The sequence below is a fragment of the Escherichia sp. 10290 genome (assembly GCF_030295155.1).
Lineage (GTDB): Bacteria > Pseudomonadota > Gammaproteobacteria > Enterobacterales > Enterobacteriaceae > Escherichia > Escherichia coli_F.
In genome coordinates this window covers 4,361,310-4,386,489 of record NZ_AP025741.1, presented here as the reverse complement: position 1 = coordinate 4,386,489, position 25,180 = coordinate 4,361,310, and the positions used below count along the sequence as shown (strand labels likewise).

The following is a 25,180-nucleotide window of genomic DNA, read 5'->3' as shown; positions in this document are numbered from 1 at the left end:
ATACTCGGGCGGCAATCTGGGATTTCCGGGGGGAGACAATTTGCGCGTAAGTCGCTCGTTAACAATCAAGCAGATGGCAATGGTGGCAGCCGTTGTCCTGGTGTTCGTTTTTATTTTTTGCACCGTTTTGCTGTTCCATCTGGTCCAGCAGAATCGCTATAACACGGCTACGCAACTGGAAAGCATTGCTCGCTCTGTCCGCGAACCCTTATCTTCTGCCATTTTGAAAGGCGATATTCCCGAAGCGGAAGCTATTCTTGCCAGCATTAAACCGGCAGGCGTGGTCAGCCGTGCCGATGTGGTGCTGCCTAACCAGTTCCAGGCGCTGCGTAAAAGTTTTATTCCAGAGCGTCCGGTGCCGGTAATGGTTACTCGCATGTTTGAGCTACCGGTGCAAATCTCGCTGGGCGTTTACTCGCTGGAACGTCCGGCAAACCCGCAGCCAATTGCCTATCTGGTGCTACAGGCGGATTCCTTCCGCATGTATAAGTTCGTGATGAGCACCCTCTCAACGTTAGTGACCATTTACTTACTTTTGTCGTTAATATTGACGGTGGCGATTAGCTGGTGCATTAACCGCCTGATTTTGCATCCGTTACGCAATATTGCTCGTGAACTTAACGCCATCCCAGCCCAGGAGCTTGTTGGTCACCAACTGGCATTACCACGTCTGCATCAGGACGATGAAATCGGTATGCTGGTGCGCAGTTACAACCTCAACCAGCAATTGCTGCAGCGCCATTATGAAGAACAGAACGAAAATGCGATGCGCTTCCCGGTGTCGGATTTGCCGAACAAAGCCTTGCTGATGGAGATGCTGGAGCAGGTTGTCGCGCGTAAACAAACCACCGCGCTGATGATTATCACCTGTGAAACCCTGCGTGATACTGCGGGCGTGCTGAAAGAGGCGCAACGAGAAATTCTGCTGCTGACGCTGGTGGAAAAACTCAAATCGGTACTGTCGCCACGTATGATCCTCGCGCAGATTAGTGGTTATGACTTTGCTGTCATTGCCAACGGTGTACAGGAGCCGTGGCATGCTATTACTTTAGGTCAGCAAGTGCTCACTATCATGAGCGAGTGCCTGCCGATTGAACGTATTCAACTCCGTCCGCACTGTAGCATTGGCGTGGCGATGTTCTACGGCGATCTCACCGCCGAACAGCTTTACAGTCGCGCTATTTCTGCGGCATTTACCGCTCGCCATAAAGGTAAGAATCAGATTCAGTTCTTTGATCCGCAGCAGATGGAAGCCGCCCAACAGCGGTTGACGGAAGAGAGCGATATCCTTAATGCACTGGAAAATCATCAGTTTGCGATTTGGTTACAGCCACAGGTCGAGATGACCAGCGGTAAACTGGTCAGTGCGGAAGTGTTACTGCGTATCCAGCAACCGGATGGCAGTTGGGATCTGCCGGATGGCTTAATCGATCGCATTGAGTGCTGTGGGCTGATGGTTACCGTCGGTCACTGGGTGCTGGAAGAGTCCTGCCGACTGCTTGCTGCCTGGCAAGAGCGCGGCATTATGCTGCCCTTGTCGGTAAACCTCTCGGCGCTGCAACTGATGCACCCGAATATGGTGGCGGATATGCTGGAGCTGTTAACCCGCTATCGCATTCAGCCGGGAACGCTGATTCTGGAAGTGACAGAAAGCCGACGTATTGACGACCCTCATGCAGCGGTGGCAATCCTCCGCCCGTTGCGTAATGCCGGCGTTCGGGTGGCGCTGGATGATTTCGGCATGGGCTACGCAGGGCTGCGTCAGCTGCAGCATATGAAATCGTTGCCAATCGACGTGTTAAAAATCGACAAAATGTTTGTTGAAGGCTTGCCGGAAGATAGCAGCATGATTGCTGCAATTATCATGTTGGCGCAAAGCCTGAACTTACAAATGATTGCCGAAGGCGTGGAGACTGAAGCACAACGCGACTGGCTGGCAAAAGCGGGCGTTGGTATTGCCCAGGGCTTCCTTTTTGCTCGCCCACTCCCTATTGAAATCTTCGAAGAGAGTTACCTGGGAGAAAAGTAGCTACCCCAAACTGATTACAAAACTTTAAAAAGTGCTGGTTTGTGCGAGCCAGCTCAAACTTTTTAACCTTTTTGTTTCAATTATGATCCAGGTACATTTCTGTGATGTTGTCTGGGTGTTATTTTAAGGCCGCAGGTACCCCATAACCTTACAAGACCTGTGGTTTTACTAAAGGACACCCTATGAAAACCTCTCTGTTTAAAAGCCTTTACTTTCAGGTCCTGACAGCGATAGCCATTGGTATTCTCCTTGGCCATTTCTACCCTGAAATAGGCGAGCAAATGAAACCGCTTGGCGACGGGTTCGTTAAGCTCATTAAGATGATCATCGCTCCTGTCATCTTTTGTACCGTCGTAACGGGCATTGCGGGCATGGAAAGCATGAAGGCGGTCGGTCGTACCGGCGCAGTCGCACTGCTTTACTTTGAAATTGTCAGCACCATCGCGCTGATTATTGGTCTTATCATCGTTAACGTCGTGCAGCCTGGTGCCGGAATGAACGTCGATCCGGCAACGCTTGATGCGAAAGCGGTAGCGGTTTACGCCGATCAGGCGAAAGACCAGGGCATTGTCGCCTTCATTATGGATGTCATCCCGGCGAGCGTCATTGGCGCATTTGCCAGCGGTAACATTCTGCAGGTGCTGCTGTTTGCCGTACTGTTTGGTTTTGCGCTCCACCGTCTGGGCAGCAAAGGCCAACTGATTTTTAACGTGATCGAAAGTTTCTCGCAGGTCATCTTCGGCATCATCAATATGATCATGCGTCTGGCACCTATTGGTGCGTTCGGGGCAATGGCGTTTACCATCGGTAAATACGGCGTCGGCACACTGGTGCAACTGGGGCAGCTGATTATCTGCTTCTACATCACCTGTATCCTGTTTGTGGTTCTGGTACTGGGTTCAATCGCTAAAGCGACTGGTTTCAGTATCTTCAAATTTATCCGCTACATCCGTGAAGAACTGCTGATTGTACTGGGGACTTCATCTTCCGAGTCGGCGCTGCCGCGTATGCTCGACAAGATGGAGAAACTCGGCTGCCGCAAATCGGTGGTGGGGCTGGTCATCCCGACAGGCTACTCGTTTAACCTTGATGGCACATCGATATACCTGACAATGGCGGCGGTGTTTATCGCCCAGGCCACTAACAGTCAGATGGATATCGTTCACCAAATCACGCTGTTAATCGTGTTGCTGCTTTCTTCTAAAGGGGCGGCAGGGGTAACGGGTAGTGGCTTTATCGTGCTGGCAGCGACGCTCTCTGCGGTGGGCCATTTGCCGGTAGCGGGTCTGGCGCTAATTCTTGGTATCGACCGCTTTATGTCAGAAGCTCGTGCGCTGACTAACCTGGTCGGTAACGGCGTAGCGACCATTGTTGTTGCTAAGTGGGTGAAAGAACTGGACCACAAAAAACTGGACGATGTGCTGAATAATCGTGCGCCGGATGGCAAAACGCACGAATTATCCTCTTAATCTCACCACTTATGCCCGCACTCCCTTCCCCGAGTGCGGGTGTTTGCGCATAATTGACCCCTGTGCCTGAACTTACCACCTGGGTGAGTTCAGGTTTATTTCACTTCTTCCGTGACATTTTCATGTTCTTGCGGTCTAACACGAAGTGTTTTTAATGTCATTTAGACTGACCGACAACGGGCAGTTTTTTATTACCAGGATAGTTGATCAGGGGTTCACATGCAGGGCACAAAAATTCGACTTTTAGCGGGCGGTTTGCTGATGATGGCCACTGCTGGCTATGTGCAGGCAGATGCGCTCCAGCCTGATCCAGCATGGCAACAGGGGACGCTTTCCAACGGTTTACAGTGGCAAGTGCTGACCACGCCCCAGCGTCCCAGCGATCGCGTTGAAATTCGCCTGCTGGTTAATACCGGTTCGCTCGCCGAAAGTACACAACAGAGCGGTTACAGTCACGCCATCCCTCGTATTGCGTTAACGCAAAGCGGTGGCCTTGACGCAGCACAGGCGCGTTCATTGTGGCAGCAGGGGATCGACCCTAAACGCCCGATGCCGCCGGTAATTGTCTCTTATGACACCACGCTGTTTAATCTGAGTTTGCCCAATAACCGTAACGACTTGCTGAAAGAAGCGCTCTCTTATCTGGCAAATGCCACTGGCAAACTGACCATCACACCAGAAACCATCAACCACGCGCTGCAAAGTCAGGACATGGTGGCCACCTGGCCTGCCGATACTAAAGAGGGCTGGTGGCGCTATCGTCTGAAAGGATCAACCTTGTTAGGTCACGATCCTGCCGATCCGCTGAAACAACCCGTTGAAGCGGAAAAGATTAAAGATTTCTATCAGAAATGGTACACCCCGGATGCAATGACGCTGCTGGTGGTGGGAAACGTGGATGCGCGCTCGGTTGTCGACCAAATCAACAAAACGTTTGGCGAACTGAAAGGCAAACGTGAAACACCGGCTCCGGTGCCGACGCTTTCTCCGCTGCGTCCTGAAGCGGTGAGTATTATGACCGATGCGGTACGTCAGGACCGGTTATCTATCATGTGGGATACGCCGTGGCAGCCAATTCGTGAATCAGCCGCACTGCTGCGCTACTGGCGTGCGGACCTGGCCCGTGAGGCGCTGTTCTGGCACGTTCAGCAAGCGTTAAGCACCAGTAACAGCAAAGACATCGGTCTTGGATTTGACTGCCGTGTGCTGTATCTGCGTGCGCAGTGTGCCATCAACATCGAGTCACCAAACGACAAGCTGAACAGCAACCTTAATTTGGTAGCGCGTGAGCTAGCGAAGGTTCGCGATAAAGGTCTGCCGGAAGAAGAGTTCAATGCGTTAGTGGCGCAAAAGAAACTGGAGCTGCAGAAACTGTTTGCCGCCTATGCGCGAGCTGATACCGATATTTTGATGGGGCAGCGGATGCGTTCGTTGCAAAATCAGGTCGTTGATATCGCGCCGGAGCAATATCAGAAACTGCGCCAAGATTTCCTTAATAGTCTGACGGTAGAGATGTTAAATCAGGATCTGCGCCAGCAGTTGTCGAACGATATGGCGTTAATTCTTCTGCAGCCGAAAGGCGAGCCAGAATTTAACATGAAAGCGTTGCAGGCGGCCTGGGATCAAATCATGGCCCCATCTACTACTGCTGCCACAACCTCTGTTGCCACGGATGACGTACATCCTGAAGTGACGGATATTCCACCCGCACAGTAATGCCTGATGGTGATGAGTTAGCACAACCATCAGGTATTTATGGATGAGCTGGATAGAGGGGTAACACTTTATCCAGCCTTTTGCATATGCTGCTTTTACGCAGGCATCGCCTCACGCGGGATAATCGCGCCGCGATACTGAATAACGGTACTTGCGGTCAGGTGCCCGCGTTTCGCCGCATTTTCCGCACTGCCGCCCGTCAAACGTACCGCCAGATAACCGGCACTGAAAGAGTCGCCAGCTGCGGTGGTATCGATCACTTTTTCTTTCGGCAGTTTCACCGCCGGAACATCCACTAACCCTTCGCCAGCAATGGACACCAGGCAAGAATCCGCCCCGCGTTTCACCACCACTTCTTTCACGCCCGCGTTATGGGTGCGCGCAATGACGTCTTCCACCGGCTGTTGACCCCACAGCGCGTCTTCATCGTCCAGCGTCAGGAAGGCGATATCCGTGCATTCCAGCATTTGCTGGTACACCTGCTGTGTCTCTTCTTTGCTGGCCCACAGGCGCGGACGATAGTTATTGTCGAAAATTACTTTTCCGCCGTTGGCGCGGCATCCGCGCAACAAAGAAAGCAGTTTCTCGCGGCTGGTCGGGCTTAAGATCGCCAGGCTAATCCCGCTCAGGTAGAGATAATCGAAATTCGCCAGCTCTTCGCAAATCGCCGCAGATTGCTCGCTCTCCAGCCAGAATTTGGCGGCGGCTTCGTTACGCCAGTAGTAGAACGTACGTTCGCCGGTGCTGTCGGTTTCAATGTAGTAAAGGCCCGGCAGACGGTTTTCCATCCGTTGGGTCAGGGAAGTATCAACGTTCTCGCCGTGCCAGGCGTCCAGCATTTGCTGGCTAAAACTGTCCGTTCCCAGCGCCGTTACGTAATGAACGGTTAATGCCGCAGGATCGACCTGACGGGCGATATAGACGGAAGTGTTCAGGGTATCGCCGCCGAAACCGCGCTTAACGTCCGCGCCTTTCTCGGAAAGCTCAATCATGCATTCGCCAATCACGGCAATCTTTTTGGACATAGTCGTGAACCTGATCTGTAAAAATTAGCGTTAGTTTGCGCTGTGGTGGTTTGCTGGTCAACCATATTAAAACAGTGTTCCATTATTTTTTTGAGCCAGAACGTATTCCTGAAAGATTCCGTTGTGGAGTGGGGAAATTTAACCCGGCCAGGCGGTAAAGTTCTGCCCTTACGCGCCGATAATCTTTGTCGAGTCCGGGCAGCATCACTTTTAAACACAGGACATCTTTGATGATAAGGCAGGTTATCCAGCGAATAAGCAACCCTGAAGCAAGCATCGAGAGCTTGCAGGAACGGCGTTTTTGGTTGCAGTGTGAGCGTGCTTACACCTGGCAGCCGATCTATCAAACCTGCGGACGGTTAATGGCCGTGGAGCTATTAACGGTGGTCACGCATCCCTCGAACCCTTTACAACGTCTGCCGCCGGATCGCTATTTTACTGAAATCACCGTCAGCCATCGGATGGAGGTTGTGAAAGAGCAGATTGATTTGCTGGCGCAAAATGCCGACTTCTTTGTCGAGCACGGCCTGCTGGCATCGGTCAATATTGATGGTCCTACGCTCATCGCCCTGCGTCAGCAACCAAAAATCCTGCGCCAGATTGAGCATCTTCCCTGGCTGCGTTTCGAACTGGTAGAACACATCCGCCTGCCAAAAGACTCAACCTTTGCCTCGATGTGTGAATTTGGTCCGCTGTGGCTGGATGATTTCGGCACTGGGATGGCGAATTTCTCTGCGCTAAGTGAAGTACGTTACGACTACATCAAAATCGCCCGTGAGCTGTTTGTGATGCTGCGTCAGTCACCGGAAGGACGCACGCTCTTTTCTCAGCTTTTACATCTCATGAATCGCTATTGTCGCGGGGTGATTGTCGAAGGTGTGGAAACGCAGGAAGAGTGGCGCGATGTACAAAATTCGCCTGCATTTGCTGCACAAGGCTGGTTTCTTTCACGCCCGGCACCGATAGAAACGCTGAATTCGGCAGTTCTGGCGCTATAAGCTGCCTCATTTTCTGCCTGGCTGGACTATCTTTAGGACTGGCACAGGAAGAAATATGAGGAAGCGAATGATGAGCAAGGCAGGCAAAATAACCGCTGCGATTTCAGGGACTTTCTTGTTGTTGATTGTCGTGGCGATCATTTTGATTGCAACATTTGACTGGAATCGACTCAAACCGACCATCAACCAGAAAGTCTCTGCGGAGTTGAATCGTCCATTCGCTATCCGTGGCGATCTGGGCGTGGTGTGGGAGCGGCAAAAACAAGAAACCGGCTGGCGCAGCTGGGTGCCGTGGCCTCATGTGCATGCAGAAGACATCATTCTTGGCAATCCGCCGGATATTCCCGAAGTAACAATGGTGCATTTGCCGCGGGTAGAAGCGACGCTGGCCCCGCTGGCGTTGCTGACCAAAACGGTCTGGCTACCGTGGATAAAACTGGAGAAGCCCGACGCGCGTCTGATTCGTCTCTCTGAAAAGAACAATAACTGGACCTTTAATCTCGCCAATGATGACAACAAAGACATGAATGCAAAGCCGTCTGCGTGGTCGTTTCGACTGGATAATATTCTGTTCGATCAAGGGCGGATCGCTATTGATGACAAAGTAAGCAAAGCGGATCTGGAAATTTTTGTCGATCCGTTAGGCAAGCCGCTGCCGTTCAGTGAAGTTACCGGATCGAAAGGTAAAGCGGACAAAGAAAAGGTGGGCGATTACGTTTTTGGTCTGAAGGCGCAGGGACGTTATAACGGTGAACCGCTCACGGGCAAAGGTAAAATCGGCGGTATGCTGGCACTACGCGGCGAAGGTACACCGTTTCCGGTACAGGCTGATTTCCGCTCCGGGAATACTCGCGTCGCTTTTGATGGCGTCGTGAATGACCCAATGAAGATGGGCGGTGTCGATTTACGGCTTAAATTTTCTGGCGATTCGCTGGGTGATCTCTATGAACTGACGGGTGTTCTGCTGCCCGATACCCCGCCGTTTGAAACGGATGGTCGGCTGGTAGCGAAAATCGACACTGAAAAATCGTCGGTCTTTGATTATCGCGGTTTTAATGGGCGCATTGGCGATAGCGATATCCACGGTTCTCTGGTCTACACCACCGGCAAGCCACGACCAAAACTGGAAGGTGATGTCGAATCGCGGCAATTGCGGCTGGCAGATTTAGGGCCATTGATTGGCGTTGATTCTGGAAAAGGTGCAGAAAAGTCGAAACGGTCTGAGCAGAAGAAAGGCGAAAAAAGCATTCAGCCTGCGGGCAAAGTGCTGCCTTATGACCGCTTCGAAACCGATAAATGGGACGTCATGGATGCCGATGTCCGCTTCAAAGGTCGGCGCATTGAACATGGTAGTAGCTTGCCGATTAGCGATCTCTCTACCCATATCATTCTCAAAAATGCTGACCTGCGCCTGCAACCGCTGAAATTTGGCATGGCGGGAGGCAGCATTGCGGCGAATATTCATCTGGAAGGCGATAAAAAGCCGATGCAAGGACGGGCTGATATTCAGGCCCGTCGGCTGAAACTGAAAGAACTGATGCCCGATGTAGAACTGATGCAGAAGACGCTGGGGGAAATGAACGGTGACGCGGAACTACGCGGTAGCGGTAACTCGGTGGCGGCGCTTTTAGGCAACAGTAACGGCAACCTGAAACTGTTGATGAATGACGGGCTGGTGAGCCGCAACCTGATGGAGATTGTCGGCCTGAATGTCGGCAACTACATTGTCGGTGCGATATTTGGTGATGATGAGGTGCGGGTGAACTGCGCGGCGGCGAATCTGGATATTGCCAACGGTGTGGCGCGTCCGCAGATTTTTGCTTTTGATACTGAGAATGCGTTGATCAATGTTACCGGCACGGCAAGTTTTGCTTCGGAGCAACTGGATTTGACTATCGATCCAGAAAGTAAAGGGATTCGGATTATCACACTGCGTTCGCCGCTGTATGTGCGTGGGACATTTAAAAATCCGCAGGCTGGGGTGAAAGCCGGACCGTTGGTTGCTCGCGGAGCCGTCGCGGCGGCACTGGCAACGCTGGTAACACCGGCGGCGGCGTTACTGGCGCTGATCTCACCTTCCGAAGGGGAGGCTAATCAGTGTCGGACGATTTTGTCGCAGATGAAGAAGTGATGGAAACTGCCGGATGCGGCGTGAACGCCTTATCCGGCCTACAAATCCTTGCGAATTCAATATATTTTATGGAAATTCAGGCCTGATAAGCGTAGCGCATCAGGCTTTTCACTCTTATTACAACGATTGATGTCGCGTCTCATGGGTCAGCAGCAGGGCGATTAAGGTCAAGCCAGCCATCGCCGCCAGATATAACCCCACCGCACCTAACCCGTAGTTAGTCTGCAACCAGGCTGCGATATATGGTGCAACGGAAGCCCCGAGAATCGACGCTACGTTGTAAGAGAACGATGCTCCGGTGTAACGCACTTCTGTCGGGAACAGCTCTGGTAACAGCGCGCCCATCGGCCCGAAGGTCAGTCCCATCAGACTTAACCCCAGCAGCAGGAAGGCAAAAACCAGAATCGGGTTGCCAGAACCGAGCAGCGGGTTAAAGGCGAACAGCGCGAACAGGATGATCAGCGTGGTGATGATTACCATGCTTTTACGGCGACCAAAGGCATCAGCCAGTAATCCGGCGACTGGCACCATCACGCCAAAACCAATCACTGCCATCATCAGCATCCACAACACTTCGTTACGCGGCAGGCCAAGCCCAACTGGCGCGGCGGCGGTACTAAAGGTCATTGAGTAGACCGTCATGATGTAAAACAGCGTATAGGTTGCCAGCATAATGAACGTACCCAGTACGGTTACGCGAACATGTTTGGTCAGCAGCGTACCCAGCGGGATCTTCACCTGTTTTTTCGCTTTAGCGACTTTCTCAAACACCGGCGACTCATGCAGCGACACGCGAACATACAGGCCGATAATGACCAGCACCGCCGAGAAGATAAACGGCACGCGCCAACCCCAGCTCATAAACTGCTCGTCGGTCAGTAGCCAGGAAAGCAGTAAGAAAGTGCCGTTGGCAAAGAAGAAGCCAATCGGTGCGCCCAGCTGCGGGAAGGAGCCGTACAGCGCGCGTTTACGCGGTGGGGCGTTTTCTGTCGCCAGTAGCGCCGCACCGCCCCATTCGCCGCCTAAACCCAGACCCTGACCAAATCGAGCCAGCGCCAGCAACAGCGGGGCGAAAATACCAATCGTGGCGTAACCCGGCAGCAGACCAATCACCACGGTCGAAATCCCCATCGTTAGCAACGAGGCGACCAGCGTCGCTTTACGCCCAACGCGATCGCCAAAATGACCAAAGACGGCAGAGCCAATAGGGCGCGCGACGAAGGCGATGGCGAAGGTGGCAAGCGACTGTAGCGTTGCTGCCGTAGGATCGCCCTGCGGGAAGAAGATATGCGGAAACACAATAACGGCCGCAGTGGCGTAAATATAAAAGTCGAAGAACTCAATGGCCGTGCCAATGAGAGAGGCGACAAGGACTTTATTACGCGAGTTGATCGGCGTGTATTCTTGCTCGTGGTCGAGTGTTGTGGCTGTTGCTTGCATAATCTTTTCTTATTTTTTGGCTAACGAATAGCCATATTACGCACAGCAAAAGTGATATTTCAATGTGTAACAAATCGCGGAGTTGGTCGAAAATCAGCCAAAAAGGGAATAATGTTTAAGCTGGTGATTTTTCTTCTATGAAATGCTTCACATAATTTCATAAATGGTGGATAAAACTGGTTTTAGGTTAAATAAAAGTTACCAACTGGATTTATATGCTGGAGTAATGAGTTGGAATGAAATTGTTTGCTCCTAAGAGATGACAGAAAAGGCTCTGGGGAAGAGTTTAAGTGGTTATGTGCGCATGATAGCCGGATGCGATGCTGGCGCATTTTATCCGGCCTACGGGGAGCCAGGCCGAATAAATTCGTAGGCCGGATAAGGCGTTACGCTGCATCCGGCATATTTTAAGACTGCGTTTTCCCCGGCATTCTCGGGTCGTCTTTGTATTCGGCGGTGGCAATCCACGCCGCGCAAAACAGCGTCAGACGAGCGAAGAAGTAGAAAAACGCCATCAGTCCCAGCACGGAGCCAAATGCTGCGCCAGACGGAGATTTCATCAGCGATGGCAGTGTGTAGGTCATCACGATTTTAATCACTTCAAAACCTATAGCAGCAAGAAATGTTCCGCGAATTAGCGCTTTTTTGCGCGGACGGTGGCGCGGCAATCGCCAAAAGATCCAGAAGAAAAGCAGATAGTTGGCGAAGATGGAAATCGCAAGACCAATCAACCGCCACGTTGGTTTCAGCCACTCAATGCTGTTCAGGTGCAGGGCGCTAATAATCATTTGCTGCGCCGAACCGGCAACCGAGGTGATCGAAAGCGTCACAATGAGCGCAATCAACAAACCAATCAGCGAAATAAAATCACGCAGATATTTAACCCAAAATTTTTCCTGATCCTGTGGCGAACGTTCCCAGACATCGCGCGATTGAGCGCGAATCGCTTCACGCAGGTTACCCATCCAGTTGATGCCGGAATAAAGCGCCACCGCCAGGCCGACAAGCCCTACCGTCGTACGCTGTTGAACGGCGGTATTGATGGTGTTTTTCAATGTAGCTGCCAGCGTCGGATCGCTAATATTTTGCAGAATTTTGTCGAAGATATCCTGCAGCAGCATCGGATGGGAGGCCAGAACGAAACCAGCGGCGGCAAACGACACCATCAAAATCGGAATCATCGACAAAAATGAGAAATAGGTGATAGCCGCACCAAACTGATTACCCAGCCGATCGTTAAAGCGTTCAGTCGCGCGAATCAGGTGCGCAATAATCGGTTGGCGTTGGACTTTTTCGGCAGTAGTGGTGACGGTTTCCAGCGCCTGGCTAACTTTGCCGCCTTTCTCGCTATTATCCAACTGCTTAATCGGCTCGTGCTCCAGATCCTGGGTGGGACGTTTGATCTCGTTTTCCTGCGTCATCCGCTCTTTTGTCCTTCTGTCGTGGTCATTCTTAAAAAGTATAGTCGGTCAGTCCAGGTACTCTTTCATTACGCCAGCCAGCCACTGCATAAACAGGTTTACACGCCGGGAAAGCTCCCGACGCTGCGGATAAACCAGCGAAAGGGAGAGCGGCTCGGCACGGTAGCCAGGTAATACTTCAATAAGCCGCCCGGCACGCAGGGCTTCGCGCACGGCAATGCGCGGGATCTGAATAATCCCCAGACCGGCAAAACCGGCGGCGAGATAGTTTTCGCTACTGTTTACCGTCAACATGCCGCCAGACTTAAACCACTGGACGCCATTAACGCTGGCAACCTCAAAACCTAACGGATGTACACTCAGGTGGGGTGTGTAACGCACTATTGCGTGTGAAGTCAGATCGTCGGGGCTTTGTGGATAACCAAAGCGTGTCAGATAGTGTGGACTGGCACAGTTGACCATGGTTAGTTTGCCGAGGGGACAGGCGATAACACCATCTTCCGATAACGCGCCAGTGCGTATCACGCAATCAAAACCATCATGAAGAATATCTACCGGACGGTTATGGCTACTCAGTTCCAGCTCAATTCCCGGATGCTGATAGAGAAATTCCGACAGGCGCGGCAGTAACAGGCTTTTCGCGATTCCTGGTGGGATGTCGATGCGTAATTTACCGCTGATACTGGTGGCATCCTGTTGAAACAGACCGTCCAGTTCGTTGAGATTACTCAACACATCTTTTGCCCGTTGATAATAGGTCATGCCTTCTGGCGTGAGTTTGACCCGTCGCGTGGTGCGCTGGAGAAGCTGGGTGCCAAGTTGATGTTCCAGTGCCTGTATCTGGCGCGAAACACTTCCTTTTGGCAAAGCAAAGAAATCCGCTGCGCGGGAAAAACTTTCCAGCTCCGCGACTTTGATGAACAACTGCATTGCGTGAATTTTATCCATTTCTTTGACCGATTGTTGTTCACATCGAAACAGTAACGCGCATATCGCATTGTTTATTGTTTTTTCTAACATCTAATGCCGGGTTTCACAATGTTGTCATGACGAATGTGGCGATTTCTCAGTAGGAAAAGGGGAGAATAGCTTTATGAGAAAGGTGAATCCCCTTAAACAGAGCGTATTTTTCAGCGATTCCCTTTAAAGTGAATAGAGGACGTATTGGCTATTTGTGCTTATTTTTGTCTCATTGCCGTTTGTTATTTTGGCTTGTGGTCGCGGAATTTCATTTTTAATTGCATGCGTACTAGCCATCAATATAAGGAAATCCTCAAAATTGTTTTAAATAGTGCCCTCGACATGTAATTTCAGGCGTTTAGCTGTAACTATTTATATCGGTAACTATTTTCTACGCGTCATCTCTGTAGAATGGCCACCGCCAAATGGCGAATTCTTATTTTTTCTCGCGGGTAATACCCTTCCACTACTTAAGTCTTTTTAACGTATTCAGGTGGAGATTCAGTTATGCAAATAGTCATGTTTGACAGGCAGTCAATATTTATTCATGGAATGAAAATCAGTTTACAGCATCGTATTCCAGGAGTGAGTATTCAGGGGGCCAGTCAGGCAGACGAGTTATGGCAAAAGCTGGAAAGTTACCCTGAAGCCTTAGTGATGCTCGATGGCGATCAGGATGGTGAGTTTTGCTACTGGTTGCTGCAAAAAACCGTGGTGCAATTTCCTGAGGTTAAGGTGTTAATTACGGCGACGGATTGCAACAAACGGTGGTTACAGGAAGTTATTCATTTTAATGTGCTGGCCATTGTGCCTCGTGATTCAACCGTCGAGACATTTGCGTTGGCGGTCAATAGTGCGGCGATGGGGATGATGTTTCTGCCTGGAGACTGGCGAACGACGCCGGAAAAGGACATTAAAGATCTCAAATCGTTAAGCGCCCGCCAGCGGGAGATTTTAACCATGTTAGCGGCGGGCGAATCAAATAAAGAGATCGGCAGGGCGCTGAATATCAGTACCGGAACGGTGAAAGCGCATCTGGAATCACTGTATCGCCGTCTGGAAGTCAAAAATCGCACCCAGGCGGCAATGATGTTAAATATCTCCTCCTGAAGAGGATAATTTTACAGCCAGCAGGAAGTTAGCGGCTGGCTGTAAAAATATTATGGTTCGCCGTACAAACCAATTAAACGGCGTACCACACCATTAGTCCAGCCAAACCCATCCTGCAACGGATACTCGCCACCGCCGCCTTCGCGGGGAACACCATCGGCAATATGGTATTTCTCGATCAGTTTGTGCTGTTCCAGATAGAACTGATTCACCGTCTTCAGCCAGCTGCGCGCGATTTCATCACCCAGAAGGTCATCGCCGTACATTTTAAACCCCTGAATCGCCATCCATTGTAATGGTGCCCAGCCGTTAGGTTTATCCCACTGTTCACCGGTTTCGTACTCGCTTGCCAGAATCCCGCCAGGCGTAAGTAACCGACTGCGCACGGCGTTTGCCAGACGATCGGCCTGTTCATGGTTCGCCATACCGACATAGAGCGGCACAATGGCGGCAGCGGAAAAGAGCGCCAGTTGTTCGCGTCGCCAGTCGTAATCGCGGTAGATACCGTTTTCATCATCCCAGAGGTAACGGTTTACCGCATCGCGACGGGCACTGGCCTTCTGGCGGAACAGTGCTTCTGTCTCTTTCTCGCCTTTCAGCGCCGAGATGTTGGCGATGGCGCTCTCCAGTTTAAACAGGAAGGCATTCAGATCGATGGGGATGAACTGGGTGGTACGAATGCTCGCCAGACGACCGGTATCACGCAGCCAACGGGAAGAGTAATCCCAACCGGAGGCCGCCCCCGCGCGTAAATCGCGGTACACCTCGTTAGGCGGGCGACCAGAATGTTTCGCGGTTTCAACGTCCTCAAGCCAGGATTCGTCACGCGGCGTGTCGCGATCGTCCCAGTAACGGTTGAGCAGCGAGCCGTCGGGCATCCGCACAACATGGCGATAGGCCTGATTAGGGATCAACGATTCTGCGCCGTCCATCCAGAAGGCATATTCCATTTTCAGATGGTCGAGATAGCGGCGCGCGCCGCGTACACCATCTTCTTCAAACAACTCCACCATCAGCGCAAAAACCGGTGGTTGCGAGCGGCTCAAATAATAGGTGCGGTTGCCGTTGGGGATGTGACCATAGTTTTCGATCATCCAGGCGAAGTTATCGGCCATGCATTTCAGCAAATCTTCCCGACCACTTTCCGCCAGCCCCAGCATGGTGAAATAGGAATCCCAGTAGTAGGTTTCGCTAAAACGGCCCCCTGGAACAATGTAAGACTGTGGCAGCGCCAGCAGGGAAGACCACGGAATGTGATCTTGCGGTTCGCGGGTAAGCACCGGCCACAGCTGGTCGATATGTTCTTTCAGGGAATTTTGCGGGTCCGATACATACTCGCTGGAGTAGGTCTCCGGCAGCCAGAAGTGATTTTCAACAAACTTGCGCAAGTCAAAATCACGATGACGGCGCACTTTACGATAGCGGATTAAAATATCCAGCGGGTCCATTTTGGGTGCGCAGTCGGGAAAGGTTTTACTGTCGGGGAAAATTTTCGCCGACTGAACATGCTCGAACAGTTCGAGATAGCGATCGGCAGGCGTCAGCGCATCAGAGGCGGGCAGCCCTTCAATCATCTCGGGTTCTGGTTCTGCCTCGATCATCTCATCCAGTTTTAATTCATACGGGTCCAGTTCATAGCAGAGATCGACCTCGATCATCAGTTCGTCTGGATTAGAGTTTTGAATTTTCTGATTGAGCATAAGGATCCGACCTCCGAAATTCGTCGCTAATTATCGGGCTTTTCTTTAAGGGTAGTCATTCGCTCCGCCTGGTGGGCGACAAAGCGTGCGGTGGATCACGTTTATTAACTTGTCAAAAAATATAACGCACTAATATCAATAGAATTTATAAAAATACGGATTCCTTGTTGTTTTTCATTTTCAGAACATTCAATCCTGCTCTCGCCGCAATCATGATATGCCATTCCTGCTCTGTATAATAGGCGCAGGCTATCTTATTGATAGTTTATATTCATGTAATTGATTGATTCCTATCAAAAAGCGTATTTCCCTGTTTTTTATGATGGCTTTGTCTCGCAGAGACGTTTGCAGCATTCTGGAAAATTTTCTGGGTCACAATAACTCACCACCGTGAGGGAAGAATAATGAAAATGGTCTCACGTATTACCGCGATCGGCCTGGCTGGCGTCGCGATTTGCTATTTAGGGTTATCTGGTTATGTGTGGTACCACGATAATAAACGCAGTAAACAGGCCGATGTTCAGGCATCTGCTGTCAGTGAAAATAATCAGGTTTTAGGTTTTCTTCGCGAAAAAGGATGCGACTATTGTCATACGCCTTCGGCAGAATTACCCGCCTATTATTATATTCCTGGCGCGAAACAGTTGATGGATTACGACATTAAGCTTGGATATAAATCTTTTAACCTCGAGGCCGTGCGTGCGGCTCTGTTGGCAGATAAACCCGTTTCGCAAAGCGATCTGAATAAGATTGAATGGGTGATGCAGTATGAAACTATGCCGCCAACGCGTTACACCGCGCTACACTGGGCGGGTAAGGTGAGTGATGAAGAGCGGGCGGAAATACTTGCCTGGATTGCAAAACAGCGCGCGGAATATTACGCCAGTAATGATACTGCTCCGGAGCATCGCAATGAACCGGTGCAGCCTATTCCGCAAAAACTACCTACCGATGCGCAAAAAGTGGCGTTGGGTTTTGCGCTGTATCATGATCCCCGTTTATCGGCTGATAGCACCATTTCATGTGCACATTGCCATGCGTTAAATGCGGGTGGCGTTGATGGCAGAAAAACGTCGATTGGTGTTGGTGGTGCCGTTGGACCGATTAACGCACCGACGGTATTTAACTCAGTATTTAACGTTGAGCAGTTCTGGGATGGTCGTGCGGCAACATTGCAGGATCAGGCGGGTGGACCGCCGTTGAACCCGATTGAAATGGCGTCGAAATCCTGGGACGAAATTATTGCTAAGCTGGAAAAAGATCCGCAGCTTAAAGCGCAGTTCCTCGAAGTCTATCCGCAAGGTTTCAGTGGCGAAAATATTACTGATGCTATTGCTGAATTTGAGAAAACATTAATTACGCCGGATTCCCCATTTGATAAATGGTTGCGTGGAGATGAGAATGCGCTGACGGTGCAACAGAAAAAAGGCTATCAATTATTTAAAGATAATAAATGTGCAACTTGTCATGGTGGTATTATTCTCGGCGGACGTTCTTTCGAGCCGTTGGGGCTGAAAAAAGACTTTAACTTTGGGGAAATTACGGCGGCGGATATTGGTCGTATGAATGTTACTAAAGAAGAGCGTGATAAATTGCGTCAGAAAGTACCCGGTTTACGTAACGTTGCTTTAACGGCACCGTACTTCCATCGCGGTGACGTGCCGACGCTGGACGGGGCGGTAAAACTGATGCTGCGCTATCAGGTAGGCAAAGAGCTGCCGCAGGAGGATGTGGATGATATCGTAGCTTTCCTGCACAGTCTGAACGGGGTATACACGCCGTATATGCGGGATAAACAATAATTAATTTGATCGCCCGAACAGGAATGTTTGGGCGATTTTTATTACGACAATAAAGTCTGTTTTTAATATTATCATGTTAAATGTTTATATTATAAAAAGTCGTTTTTCTGCTTAGGATTTTGTTATTTAAATTAAGCCTGTAATGCCTTGCTTCCATTGCGGATAAATCCTACTTTTTTATTGCCTTCAAATAAATTTAAGGAGTTCGAAATGGACCAGAAGCTGTTAACGGATTTCCGCTCAGAACTACTCGATTCACGTTTTGGCGCAAAGGCCATTTCTACTATCGCGGAGTCAAAACGATTTCCGCTGCACGAAATGCGCGATGATGTCGCATTCCAGATTATCAATGACGAATTATATCTTGATGGCAACGCTCGTCAGAACCTGGCCACTTTCTGCCAGACCTGGGACGACGAAAACGTCCATAAATTGATGGATTTGTCGATCAACAAAAACTGGATCGACAAAGAAGAATATCCGCAATCTGCAGCTATCGACCTGCGTTGCGTAAATATGGTTGCTGACTTGTGGCATGCGCCTGCGCCGAAAAATGGTCAGGCCGTTGGCACCAACACCATTGGCTCTTCCGAGGCCTGTATGCTCGGCGGGATGGCGATGAAATGGCGTTGGCGCAAGCGTATGGAAGCCGCAGGCAAGCCAACGGATAAACCTAATCTGGTGTGCGGCCCGGTACAAATCTGCTGGCATAAATTCGCCCGTTACTGGGATGTGGAGCTGCGTGAAATCCCTATGCGTCCCGGTCAGTTGTTTATGGATCCGAAACGCATGATTGAAGCCTGCGACGAAAACACCATCGGCGTGGTGCCGACTTTCGGTGTGACCTACACCGGTAACTATGAATTCCCGCAACCGCTGCACGATGCACTGGATAAATTCCAGGCCGACACCGGTATCGACATCGACATGCACATCGACGCCGCCAGCGGTGGCTTCCTGGCACCGTTCGTCGCCCCGGATATCGTCTGGGACTTCCGCCTGCCTCGTGTGAAATCGATCAGTGCTTCAGGCCATAAATTCGGTCTGGCTCCGCTGGGCTGCGGCTGGGTTATCTGGCGTGATGAAGAAGCGCTGCCGCAGGAACTGGTGTTCAACGTTGACTACCTCGGTGGTCAGATTGGGACTTTCGCCATCAACTTCTCCCGTCCGGCGGGCCAGGTGATTGCACAATACTATGAGTTTCTGCGCCTCGGTCGTGAAGGCTATACCAAAGTACAGAACGCTTCCTACCAGGTTGCCGCTTATCTGGCGGATGAAATCGCCAAACTGGGGCCGTATGAGTTCATCTGTACCGGTCGCCCGGACGAAGGCATCCCGGCGGTTTGCTTCAAACTGAAAGATGGTGAAGACCCGGGATACACCCTCTACGACCTCTCTGAACGTCTGCGCCTGCGCGGCTGGCAGGTTCCGGCCTTCACCCTCGGCGGTGAAGCGACCGATATCGTGGTGATGCGCATTATGTGCCGTCGCGGCTTCGAAATGGACTTTGCTGAACTGTTACTGGAAGACTACAAAGCCTCCCTGAAATACCTCAGCGATCACCCGAAACTGCAGGGTATAGCCCAGCAGAACAGCTTTAAACATACCTAATAACATAATGTTGTAAAAACCGAATGCCCCGACCTTCAAAAACAGGTGGGGCATTCGGTTACTTATTAATGCAATAATATATTGGCTGTTTATTCATCGTGTTGATAAGATATATGTTATATGAATGTTATTAAGGGTGGCGAGACCGTTTAATATCACAATAAGGGATTATTTGCTTACTAATAATTCCTCTGCGTTTTAAACGTCTTTTTTTGTATTATAAATCCAGTTATCCAGCCCGACTATCATCACACATCATCATCCTGTTTTCCCGCTTCGTTTAAATTTATTTATCAATCAATTTGACTTAAGAGGGCGGCGTGCTACATTAATAAACAGTAATATGTTTATGTAATATTAAGCCGACTATGCAATCACTACATGGTAATTGTCTAATTGCGTACGCAAGACATAAATATATTCTCACCATGGTTAATGGTGAATATCGCTATTTTAATGGCGGTGAACTGGTTTTTGCGGATGCAAGTCAAATTCAAGTGGATAAGTGTGTCGAGAATTTTGTATTAGTTTCAAGGGACACGCTTTCATTATTTCTCCCGATGCTCAAGGAGGAGGCATTAAATCTTCATGCACATAAAAAAGTTCCTTCGTTACTCGTTCATCACTGTACCAGAGATATTCCTGTTTTTCAGGAGGTTGCGCAACTATCGCAGAATAAGAATCTGCGCTATGCAGAAATGCTCCGTAAAAGAGCATTAATCTTTGCGTTGTTATCTGTTTTCCTGGAGGACGAGCAGTTTATACCGCTGCTTCTGAACGTTTTGCAACCGAACATGCGAACACGAGTTTGTACGGTCATCAATAATAATATCGCCCATGAGTGGACATTAGCCCAAATCGCCAGCGAGCTGTTGATGAGTTCAAGCCTGTTAAAGAAAAAATTGCGCGAAGAAGGTACGTCATATTCACAGTTGCTTACTGAGTGTAGAATGCAACGTGCTTTGCAACTTATTGTTATACATGGTTTTTCAATTAAGCGAGTTGCAGTGTCCTGTGGTTATCACAGCGTGTCGTATTTCATTTACGTTTTTCGAAATTATTATGGGATGACGCCCACAGAGTATCAGGAGCGATCAGCACAAGAATTGCCGAACCGTGACTCGGTGGCAAGTATTGTTGCGCAAGGGAATTTTTACGGTACTAACTATTCTGCGGAAGAAATAAGATTATAGTTTTTACCCAGACATAAAAAAAACCCGGCATAGGGGACCGGGAAGAGGATAGTCTGCCGTCTCCAGACTAATAAACCGTTATAACACTCCCTGTTGGCACGGGAAACTTTGTGCTCTCAGTAAGTTAAATATAACTTTTACTGGAGATAAGATCAGCCATTTTTTTATAAACATAAGCTATGCGCTGTGTGAAAATATATTCTTCTTGCATTTTCTTATTATCAATTAACTGTTATGTCAAACTACTTTTTGGATAACTTTTGGTCCTACCAAATATGGCAGTTTATGCACGAAGAAGCGGTCTGGCATCATTTCATTAGTATACTGAAATTGAAATAATCGCAGTAATGAAATATAAGGGATAGTCATGACTCATGTCTGCTCGGTGATCCTCGTTCGTCGTTCATTGGATATTCATCATGAACAGCAAAAAATATCGTTGCACAACGAAAGTATTCTACTGCTGGATAAAAATTTGGCAGACGATTTTGCGTTTTGTTCACCGGATACACGACGACTGGATATCGATGAGCTGACAGTTTGCCATTACTTACAAAATATTCGTCAGTTACCGCGCAATTTAGGGTTACATAGCAAAGACCGTTTGTTAATTAACCAGTCCCCGCCCATGCCTCTGGTGACGGCGATTTTTGATAGTTTCAATGAATCCGGAGTAAATTCGCCGATACTGAGCAATATGCTCTACCTTTCCTGTTTATCTATGTTTTCTCATAAGAAAGAACTAATCCCCTTACTTTTCAATAGTATCAGCACTGTTTCAGGAAAAGTTGAACGCCTTATTAGCTTTGATATCGCTAAACGTTGGTATCTACGCGATATCGCGGAAAGAATGTATACCAGCGAGAGTCTCATCAAAAAAAAGTTGCAGGACGAAAATACCTGTTTCAGTAAAATATTACTCGCTTCCAGGATGTCGATGGCCAGACGATTACTCGAGTTACGTCAAATTCCTCTACATACTATTGCGGAAAAATGTGGGTATAGCAGTACGTCGTACTTTATAAACACATTTCGACAATATTATGGTGTAACGCCACATCAGTTTGCGCAACATTCGCCAGGTACCTTTTCCTGACATATTTCGCATTTGAATATTGGTCAGGATCTCACACGTGCTTCATGTGAAACTCTTCCCTGATGATTTCTGCCGGGCTACCGGCTAGTTCTCTTTCGCAGTATGCCAGGCGGTATAGGTATTTTCAGGAGGAAAAGACTCGGCATGTTTGGGATTATTAAGCTGACAATTCATACGATTACGGGAATGTGGGTCAGTATTGTGCTGTTCAAATTGATGACGAATGGCTGGAGTGGTTTTTACTTTCAGTGCTGTGTACTAAGCCTGGTATTCCTGACGGTTAGCTGGTTGTTGAGTGGTGAATGGTTAGCAGGAAAGAGTAAGGCTGAACCCTCACGTTCAACCTTACTCTCATTTACACGTTACGCTTTTTTAAAGCGGGCAAAGAGATGTTCCACTACAACGAAAAAGACTGGAACGAAGTAAATGGCCAGCACTGTTGCGGCAAACATCCCGCCCATCACGCCGGTACCTACCGCGTTTTGCGCGCCGGAACCGGCACCGTGGCTGATTACCAGCGGCAACACGCCGAGAATAAAGGCCAGAGAGGTCATCAGGATTGGGCGTAAACGCATCCGCGCCGCTTCGATGATTGCCTCTATCGGCGTTTTCCCTTCTTTCTGCATCATCTCAACGGCAAATTCGACGATCAGGATGGCGTTCTTGGCGGAAAGCCCGATGGTAGTCAGCAAACCAACCTGGAAGTAGACGTCATTACTTAAGCCGCGCAGATCGGTGGCCAGTAATGCGCCAACGACACCTAACGGTACAACCAACATCACCGAGAACGGAATTGACCAGCTCTCATAAAGTGCGGCAAGGGCGAGGAACACCACGACCAGTGAAATGGCATACAGCGCGGGAGCCTGGTTTGAGGATAACGCTTCCTGATACGACAGTCCGGTCCACGAGTAGCCGACGCCTGCCGGAAGTTTAGCGACCAGGTCTGCCATAAATTTCATAGCGTCACCGGTACTTTTCCCGGCCGCCGCTTCACCTAAAATCTCCATTGACGGGATGCCGTTGTAGCGTTCCAGTCGCGGTGAACCATAGGTCCATTCGGTAGACGAATAGGCCGAAAGCGGTGCCATCGTGCCAGAGGCGTTGCGTACATACCACTGGTTGATGTTATCCGGCAACATACGGAACGGCGTGCCTGCCTGGACATACACTTTTTTCACCCGCCCCTGGTTGAGGAAGTCGTTCACGTAGCTGCTGCCGAAGGCGGTGGAAATTGTCTGGTTGATATCAGACAGCGCCACACCCATTGCCTCGGCTTTCGCGGCGTTGACGTTCACTTTGAACATCGGCGTATCTTCCAGTCCGTTCGGGCGTACCCCGGTGACCTGATTCGGTGATTGCGCTGCCAGTGATAATAGCTCGTTTCGCGCCTGGGTCAGTTTTTCGTGCCCCAGGTTACCGTTGTCCAGCAGTTCCATATCAAAACCTGACGCGGTACCCAGTTCAGCCACCGCGGGTAAGTTGAACGGGAAGACGACGGCTTTATTGATACTGCTTAACGCAATCATTGCCCGCTGAATGATCGCGGTAACCGAGTTTTCCTCACCGACACGTTCAGACCACGGTTTGAGGCTGATAAACGCCAGACCGTTGTTTTGCCCCTGGCCACTGAAGCCAAAGCCGCCAACGGTAAACACCGACTGAACATTATCTTTCTCTTTTGTCAGATAATAATCAGTCACCTGTTGCAGCACTTTCTTGGTGTTAACCATGGTTGCACCGGAAGGTAACTGCGCGGTGGTCATAAATACCCCCTGATCCTCTTCTGGTAAGAAAGAGGTCGGCGTACGCAGGAACAGCACCGCCATCCCGGCGCAAATCAGCAGGTAGACCACCATGTAGCGACCGGTACAACGCAACAGCGAGCGGGTGCTGTCGGTATAGTGATGAGTCGATTTTTCAAACAGCGTGTTGAAGCGTGCGAACAGGGCGTTAGGTTTGTGACCGCCTTCCGGCGCGGCTTTCAGAATGGTGGCGCACAGGGCAGGGGTCAGGCTCATTGCCACAAATACTGAAAGCAGCATCGAGGAGATCAGCGTGATGGAGAACTGTCGGTAGATCTCCCCGGTTGCACCGCTCATAAAGGCCATCGGCATAAACACTGCGGAAAGAACAACGGCAATCCCGACCAGCGCACGTTGGATCTGCCCCATCGATTTATGCGTCGCTTCCTTCGGCGGTAGTTTATCTTCCGCAATGACACGCTCGACGTTCTCCACCACCACGATGGCGTCATCCACCAGTAACCCTATCGCCAGCACCATCCCGAACATAGTTAACGTGTTGATGGTGAAACCGACCGCCGACAAGATCGCAAACGTCCCGAGAATAACCACCGGTACGGCAATCGTCGGGATGATTGTGGCGCGGAAATTCTGCAAAAACAGATACATGACCAGGAAGACGAGGATGATAGCCTCAACCAGCGTTTTGAAAACTTCCTGAATAGAAATTTTGATAAACGGTGTGGTGTCGTAAGGATAAACCGTCTTCAGGCTTGCGGGGAAATAAGCCGATAAACGGTTCAGCTCCTCTTTCACCGCTCGCGAGGTATCCAGGGCGTTTGCTCCGGTAGCCAGTTTGATGGCGATCCCGGCAGCAGGTTTGCCGTTATAGCGCGCCACGGTGGAATAATCTTCCGCCCCAAGTTCGACGCGGGCGACATCACGCAGCAGTACTTGCGAACCATCTTGCTGAACTTTCAACAGGATTTTGCCAAATTCTTCCGGCGTTTGCAGACGCGTCTGCACAATGATCGAGGCGTTCAGTTGCTGGTCTGCCGCCTGTGGCATGCCACCCAGTTGACCACCAGAAATCTGGTTGTTTTGCACCTTAATCTGGGAAATAACATCGGAAGGTACCAGGTTGTATTTATTGAGTTTTTGCGGGTCCAGCCAGATACGCATGGCATACTCGGAACCAAAGAGTTGTACGCTACCAACGCCCGCGGTACGGCTTAGCGGGTCTTTGATATTAGACGCTACATAGTCCGCGATATCGTACTGGTTGAGACTGCCGTTATCAGAAATAAACGCCGCTACCATCAGGATATTACTGCTCGACTTATCGACGCTAATACCCTGCTGCTGCACCGCTTCAGGTAATGAAGGCATAGCGAGTTGCAGTTTATTTTGCACCTGAACCTGCGCGATATCAGGCGATGTCCCCGTCTCGAAGGTCAGAGTGATGGAGGCATTACCCGCCGCATCGCTGGTTGAAGACATGTACATCAGGCCATCAAGCCCATTCATATTTTGCTCAATCACCTGAGTGACCGAGTCTTCTACCGTTTGCGCATCGGCACCCGGATAGGTTGCGCTGACGGTAATGGTTGGTGGCGCAATCTGCGGATATTGCGCAACCGGTAAGTTCATGATCGCCAGACCACCTGCAAGCATCATAATAATGGCAAGTACCCAGGCAAAAACCGGGCGATCAATAAAATAGTTAGCCATGAA

General features: G+C 50.0%; 16 protein-coding genes. 10 read left to right on the top strand and 6 right to left on the bottom strand.

The window, feature by feature from the left end; translation table 11 throughout:
- Positions 1 to 40 precede the first annotated feature (40 nt).
- From hmsP to QUE74_RS22125, 3 genes are all read left to right on the top strand, one after another.
- Positions 41 to 2,029, top strand: coding sequence for a biofilm formation regulator HmsP (hmsP, locus tag QUE74_RS22135; protein WP_001266332.1), 1,989 nt, complete (start codon positions 41 to 43; stop codon positions 2,027 to 2,029).
- 182 nt (positions 2,030 to 2,211) lie between these two features.
- Positions 2,212 to 3,498, top strand: a complete 1,287-nt coding sequence (gene dctA, locus QUE74_RS22130) for a C4-dicarboxylate transporter DctC (RefSeq protein ID WP_000858214.1) — start codon at positions 2,212 to 2,214, stop codon at positions 3,496 to 3,498.
- 219 nt (positions 3,499 to 3,717) lie between these two features.
- A complete protein-coding gene (locus QUE74_RS22125) occupies positions 3,718 to 5,214 on the top strand; it encodes a M16 family metallopeptidase (RefSeq protein WP_001163147.1) in 1,497 nt (498 codons plus the stop codon).
- Between the two features lie 95 nt (positions 5,215 to 5,309).
- Here the strand turns inward: QUE74_RS22125 and kdgK are convergent, their stop codons facing one another.
- The gene (kdgK, locus tag QUE74_RS22120; protein WP_000037564.1) at positions 5,310 to 6,239 is read right to left on the bottom strand and encodes a 2-dehydro-3-deoxygluconokinase; all 930 of its coding nucleotides are present in this window, start codon (positions 6,237 to 6,239) and stop codon (positions 5,310 to 5,312) included.
- Between the two features lie 230 nt (positions 6,240 to 6,469).
- On the opposite strand from kdgK, the gene pdeH reads away from it, so the two are divergent.
- Positions 6,470 to 7,237, top strand: coding sequence for a cyclic-guanylate-specific phosphodiesterase (gene pdeH, locus QUE74_RS22115; protein ID WP_001353592.1), 768 nt, complete (start codon positions 6,470 to 6,472; stop codon positions 7,235 to 7,237).
- Between the two features lie 70 nt (positions 7,238 to 7,307).
- Positions 7,308 to 9,368 (top strand): AsmA family protein, encoded by a 2,061-nt coding sequence (locus QUE74_RS22110; protein ID WP_001361032.1) that lies wholly within the window; start codon positions 7,308 to 7,310, stop codon positions 9,366 to 9,368.
- Between the two features lie 117 nt (positions 9,369 to 9,485).
- On the opposite strand, the gene QUE74_RS22105 is transcribed toward QUE74_RS22110, so the two are convergent.
- The 3 genes from QUE74_RS22105 to QUE74_RS22095 form a co-directional block, all read right to left on the bottom strand.
- Complete coding sequence (locus tag QUE74_RS22105; protein WP_001149003.1) at positions 9,486 to 10,808, bottom strand: MFS transporter; 1,323 nt, start codon at positions 10,806 to 10,808, stop codon at positions 9,486 to 9,488.
- 407 nt (positions 10,809 to 11,215) lie between these two features.
- On the bottom strand, positions 11,216 to 12,229 hold the full coding sequence (gene yhjD, locus QUE74_RS22100) for an inner membrane protein YhjD (RefSeq protein ID WP_000191251.1): 1,014 nt from the start codon (positions 12,227 to 12,229) through the stop codon (positions 11,216 to 11,218).
- A 48-nt stretch (positions 12,230 to 12,277) separates the two neighbouring features.
- On the bottom strand, positions 12,278 to 13,177 hold the full coding sequence (locus QUE74_RS22095; RefSeq protein ID WP_001355013.1) for a LysR family transcriptional regulator: 900 nt from the start codon (positions 13,175 to 13,177) through the stop codon (positions 12,278 to 12,280).
- A 519-nt stretch (positions 13,178 to 13,696) separates the two neighbouring features.
- Here QUE74_RS22095 and QUE74_RS22090 point away from each other — a divergent pair.
- Positions 13,697 to 14,299, top strand: a complete 603-nt coding sequence (locus tag QUE74_RS22090) for a helix-turn-helix transcriptional regulator (protein WP_001167663.1) — start codon at positions 13,697 to 13,699, stop codon at positions 14,297 to 14,299.
- Positions 14,300 to 14,349: 50 nt separating this feature from the next.
- On the opposite strand, the gene QUE74_RS22085 is transcribed toward QUE74_RS22090, so the two are convergent.
- Entirely contained in the window at positions 14,350 to 15,999 is a 1,650-nt protein-coding gene (locus QUE74_RS22085) for an alpha,alpha-trehalase (protein WP_000934242.1), read from the bottom strand.
- A gap of 404 nt (positions 16,000 to 16,403) precedes the next feature.
- Here QUE74_RS22085 and ccp point away from each other — a divergent pair, with 404 nt between their 5' ends.
- The 4 genes from ccp (at position 16,404) to gadW (ending at position 21,701) form a co-directional block, all read left to right on the top strand.
- The gene (ccp, locus tag QUE74_RS22080) at positions 16,404 to 17,801 is read left to right on the top strand and encodes a cytochrome c peroxidase (RefSeq protein WP_000784845.1); all 1,398 of its coding nucleotides are present in this window, start codon (positions 16,404 to 16,406) and stop codon (positions 17,799 to 17,801) included.
- Positions 17,802 to 18,011: 210 nt separating this feature from the next.
- Positions 18,012 to 19,412, top strand: coding sequence for a glutamate decarboxylase (gene gad / locus QUE74_RS22075; protein ID WP_000372240.1), 1,401 nt, complete (start codon positions 18,012 to 18,014; stop codon positions 19,410 to 19,412).
- Between the two features lie 368 nt (positions 19,413 to 19,780).
- Positions 19,781 to 20,605 (top strand): acid resistance transcriptional activator GadX, encoded by an 825-nt coding sequence (gene gadX / locus QUE74_RS22070; protein WP_001191077.1) that lies wholly within the window; start codon positions 19,781 to 19,783, stop codon positions 20,603 to 20,605.
- Between the two features lie 367 nt (positions 20,606 to 20,972).
- The gene (gene gadW, locus QUE74_RS22065) at positions 20,973 to 21,701 is read left to right on the top strand and encodes an acid resistance transcriptional activator GadW (RefSeq protein WP_000150009.1); all 729 of its coding nucleotides are present in this window, start codon (positions 20,973 to 20,975) and stop codon (positions 21,699 to 21,701) included.
- Between the two features lie 362 nt (positions 21,702 to 22,063).
- Here the strand turns inward: gadW and mdtF are convergent, their stop codons facing one another.
- A complete protein-coding gene (mdtF, locus tag QUE74_RS22060; RefSeq protein WP_000024902.1) occupies positions 22,064 to 25,177 on the bottom strand; it encodes a multidrug efflux pump RND permease MdtF in 3,114 nt (1,037 codons plus the stop codon).
- Between the last annotated feature and the right edge of the window lie 3 nt (positions 25,178 to 25,180).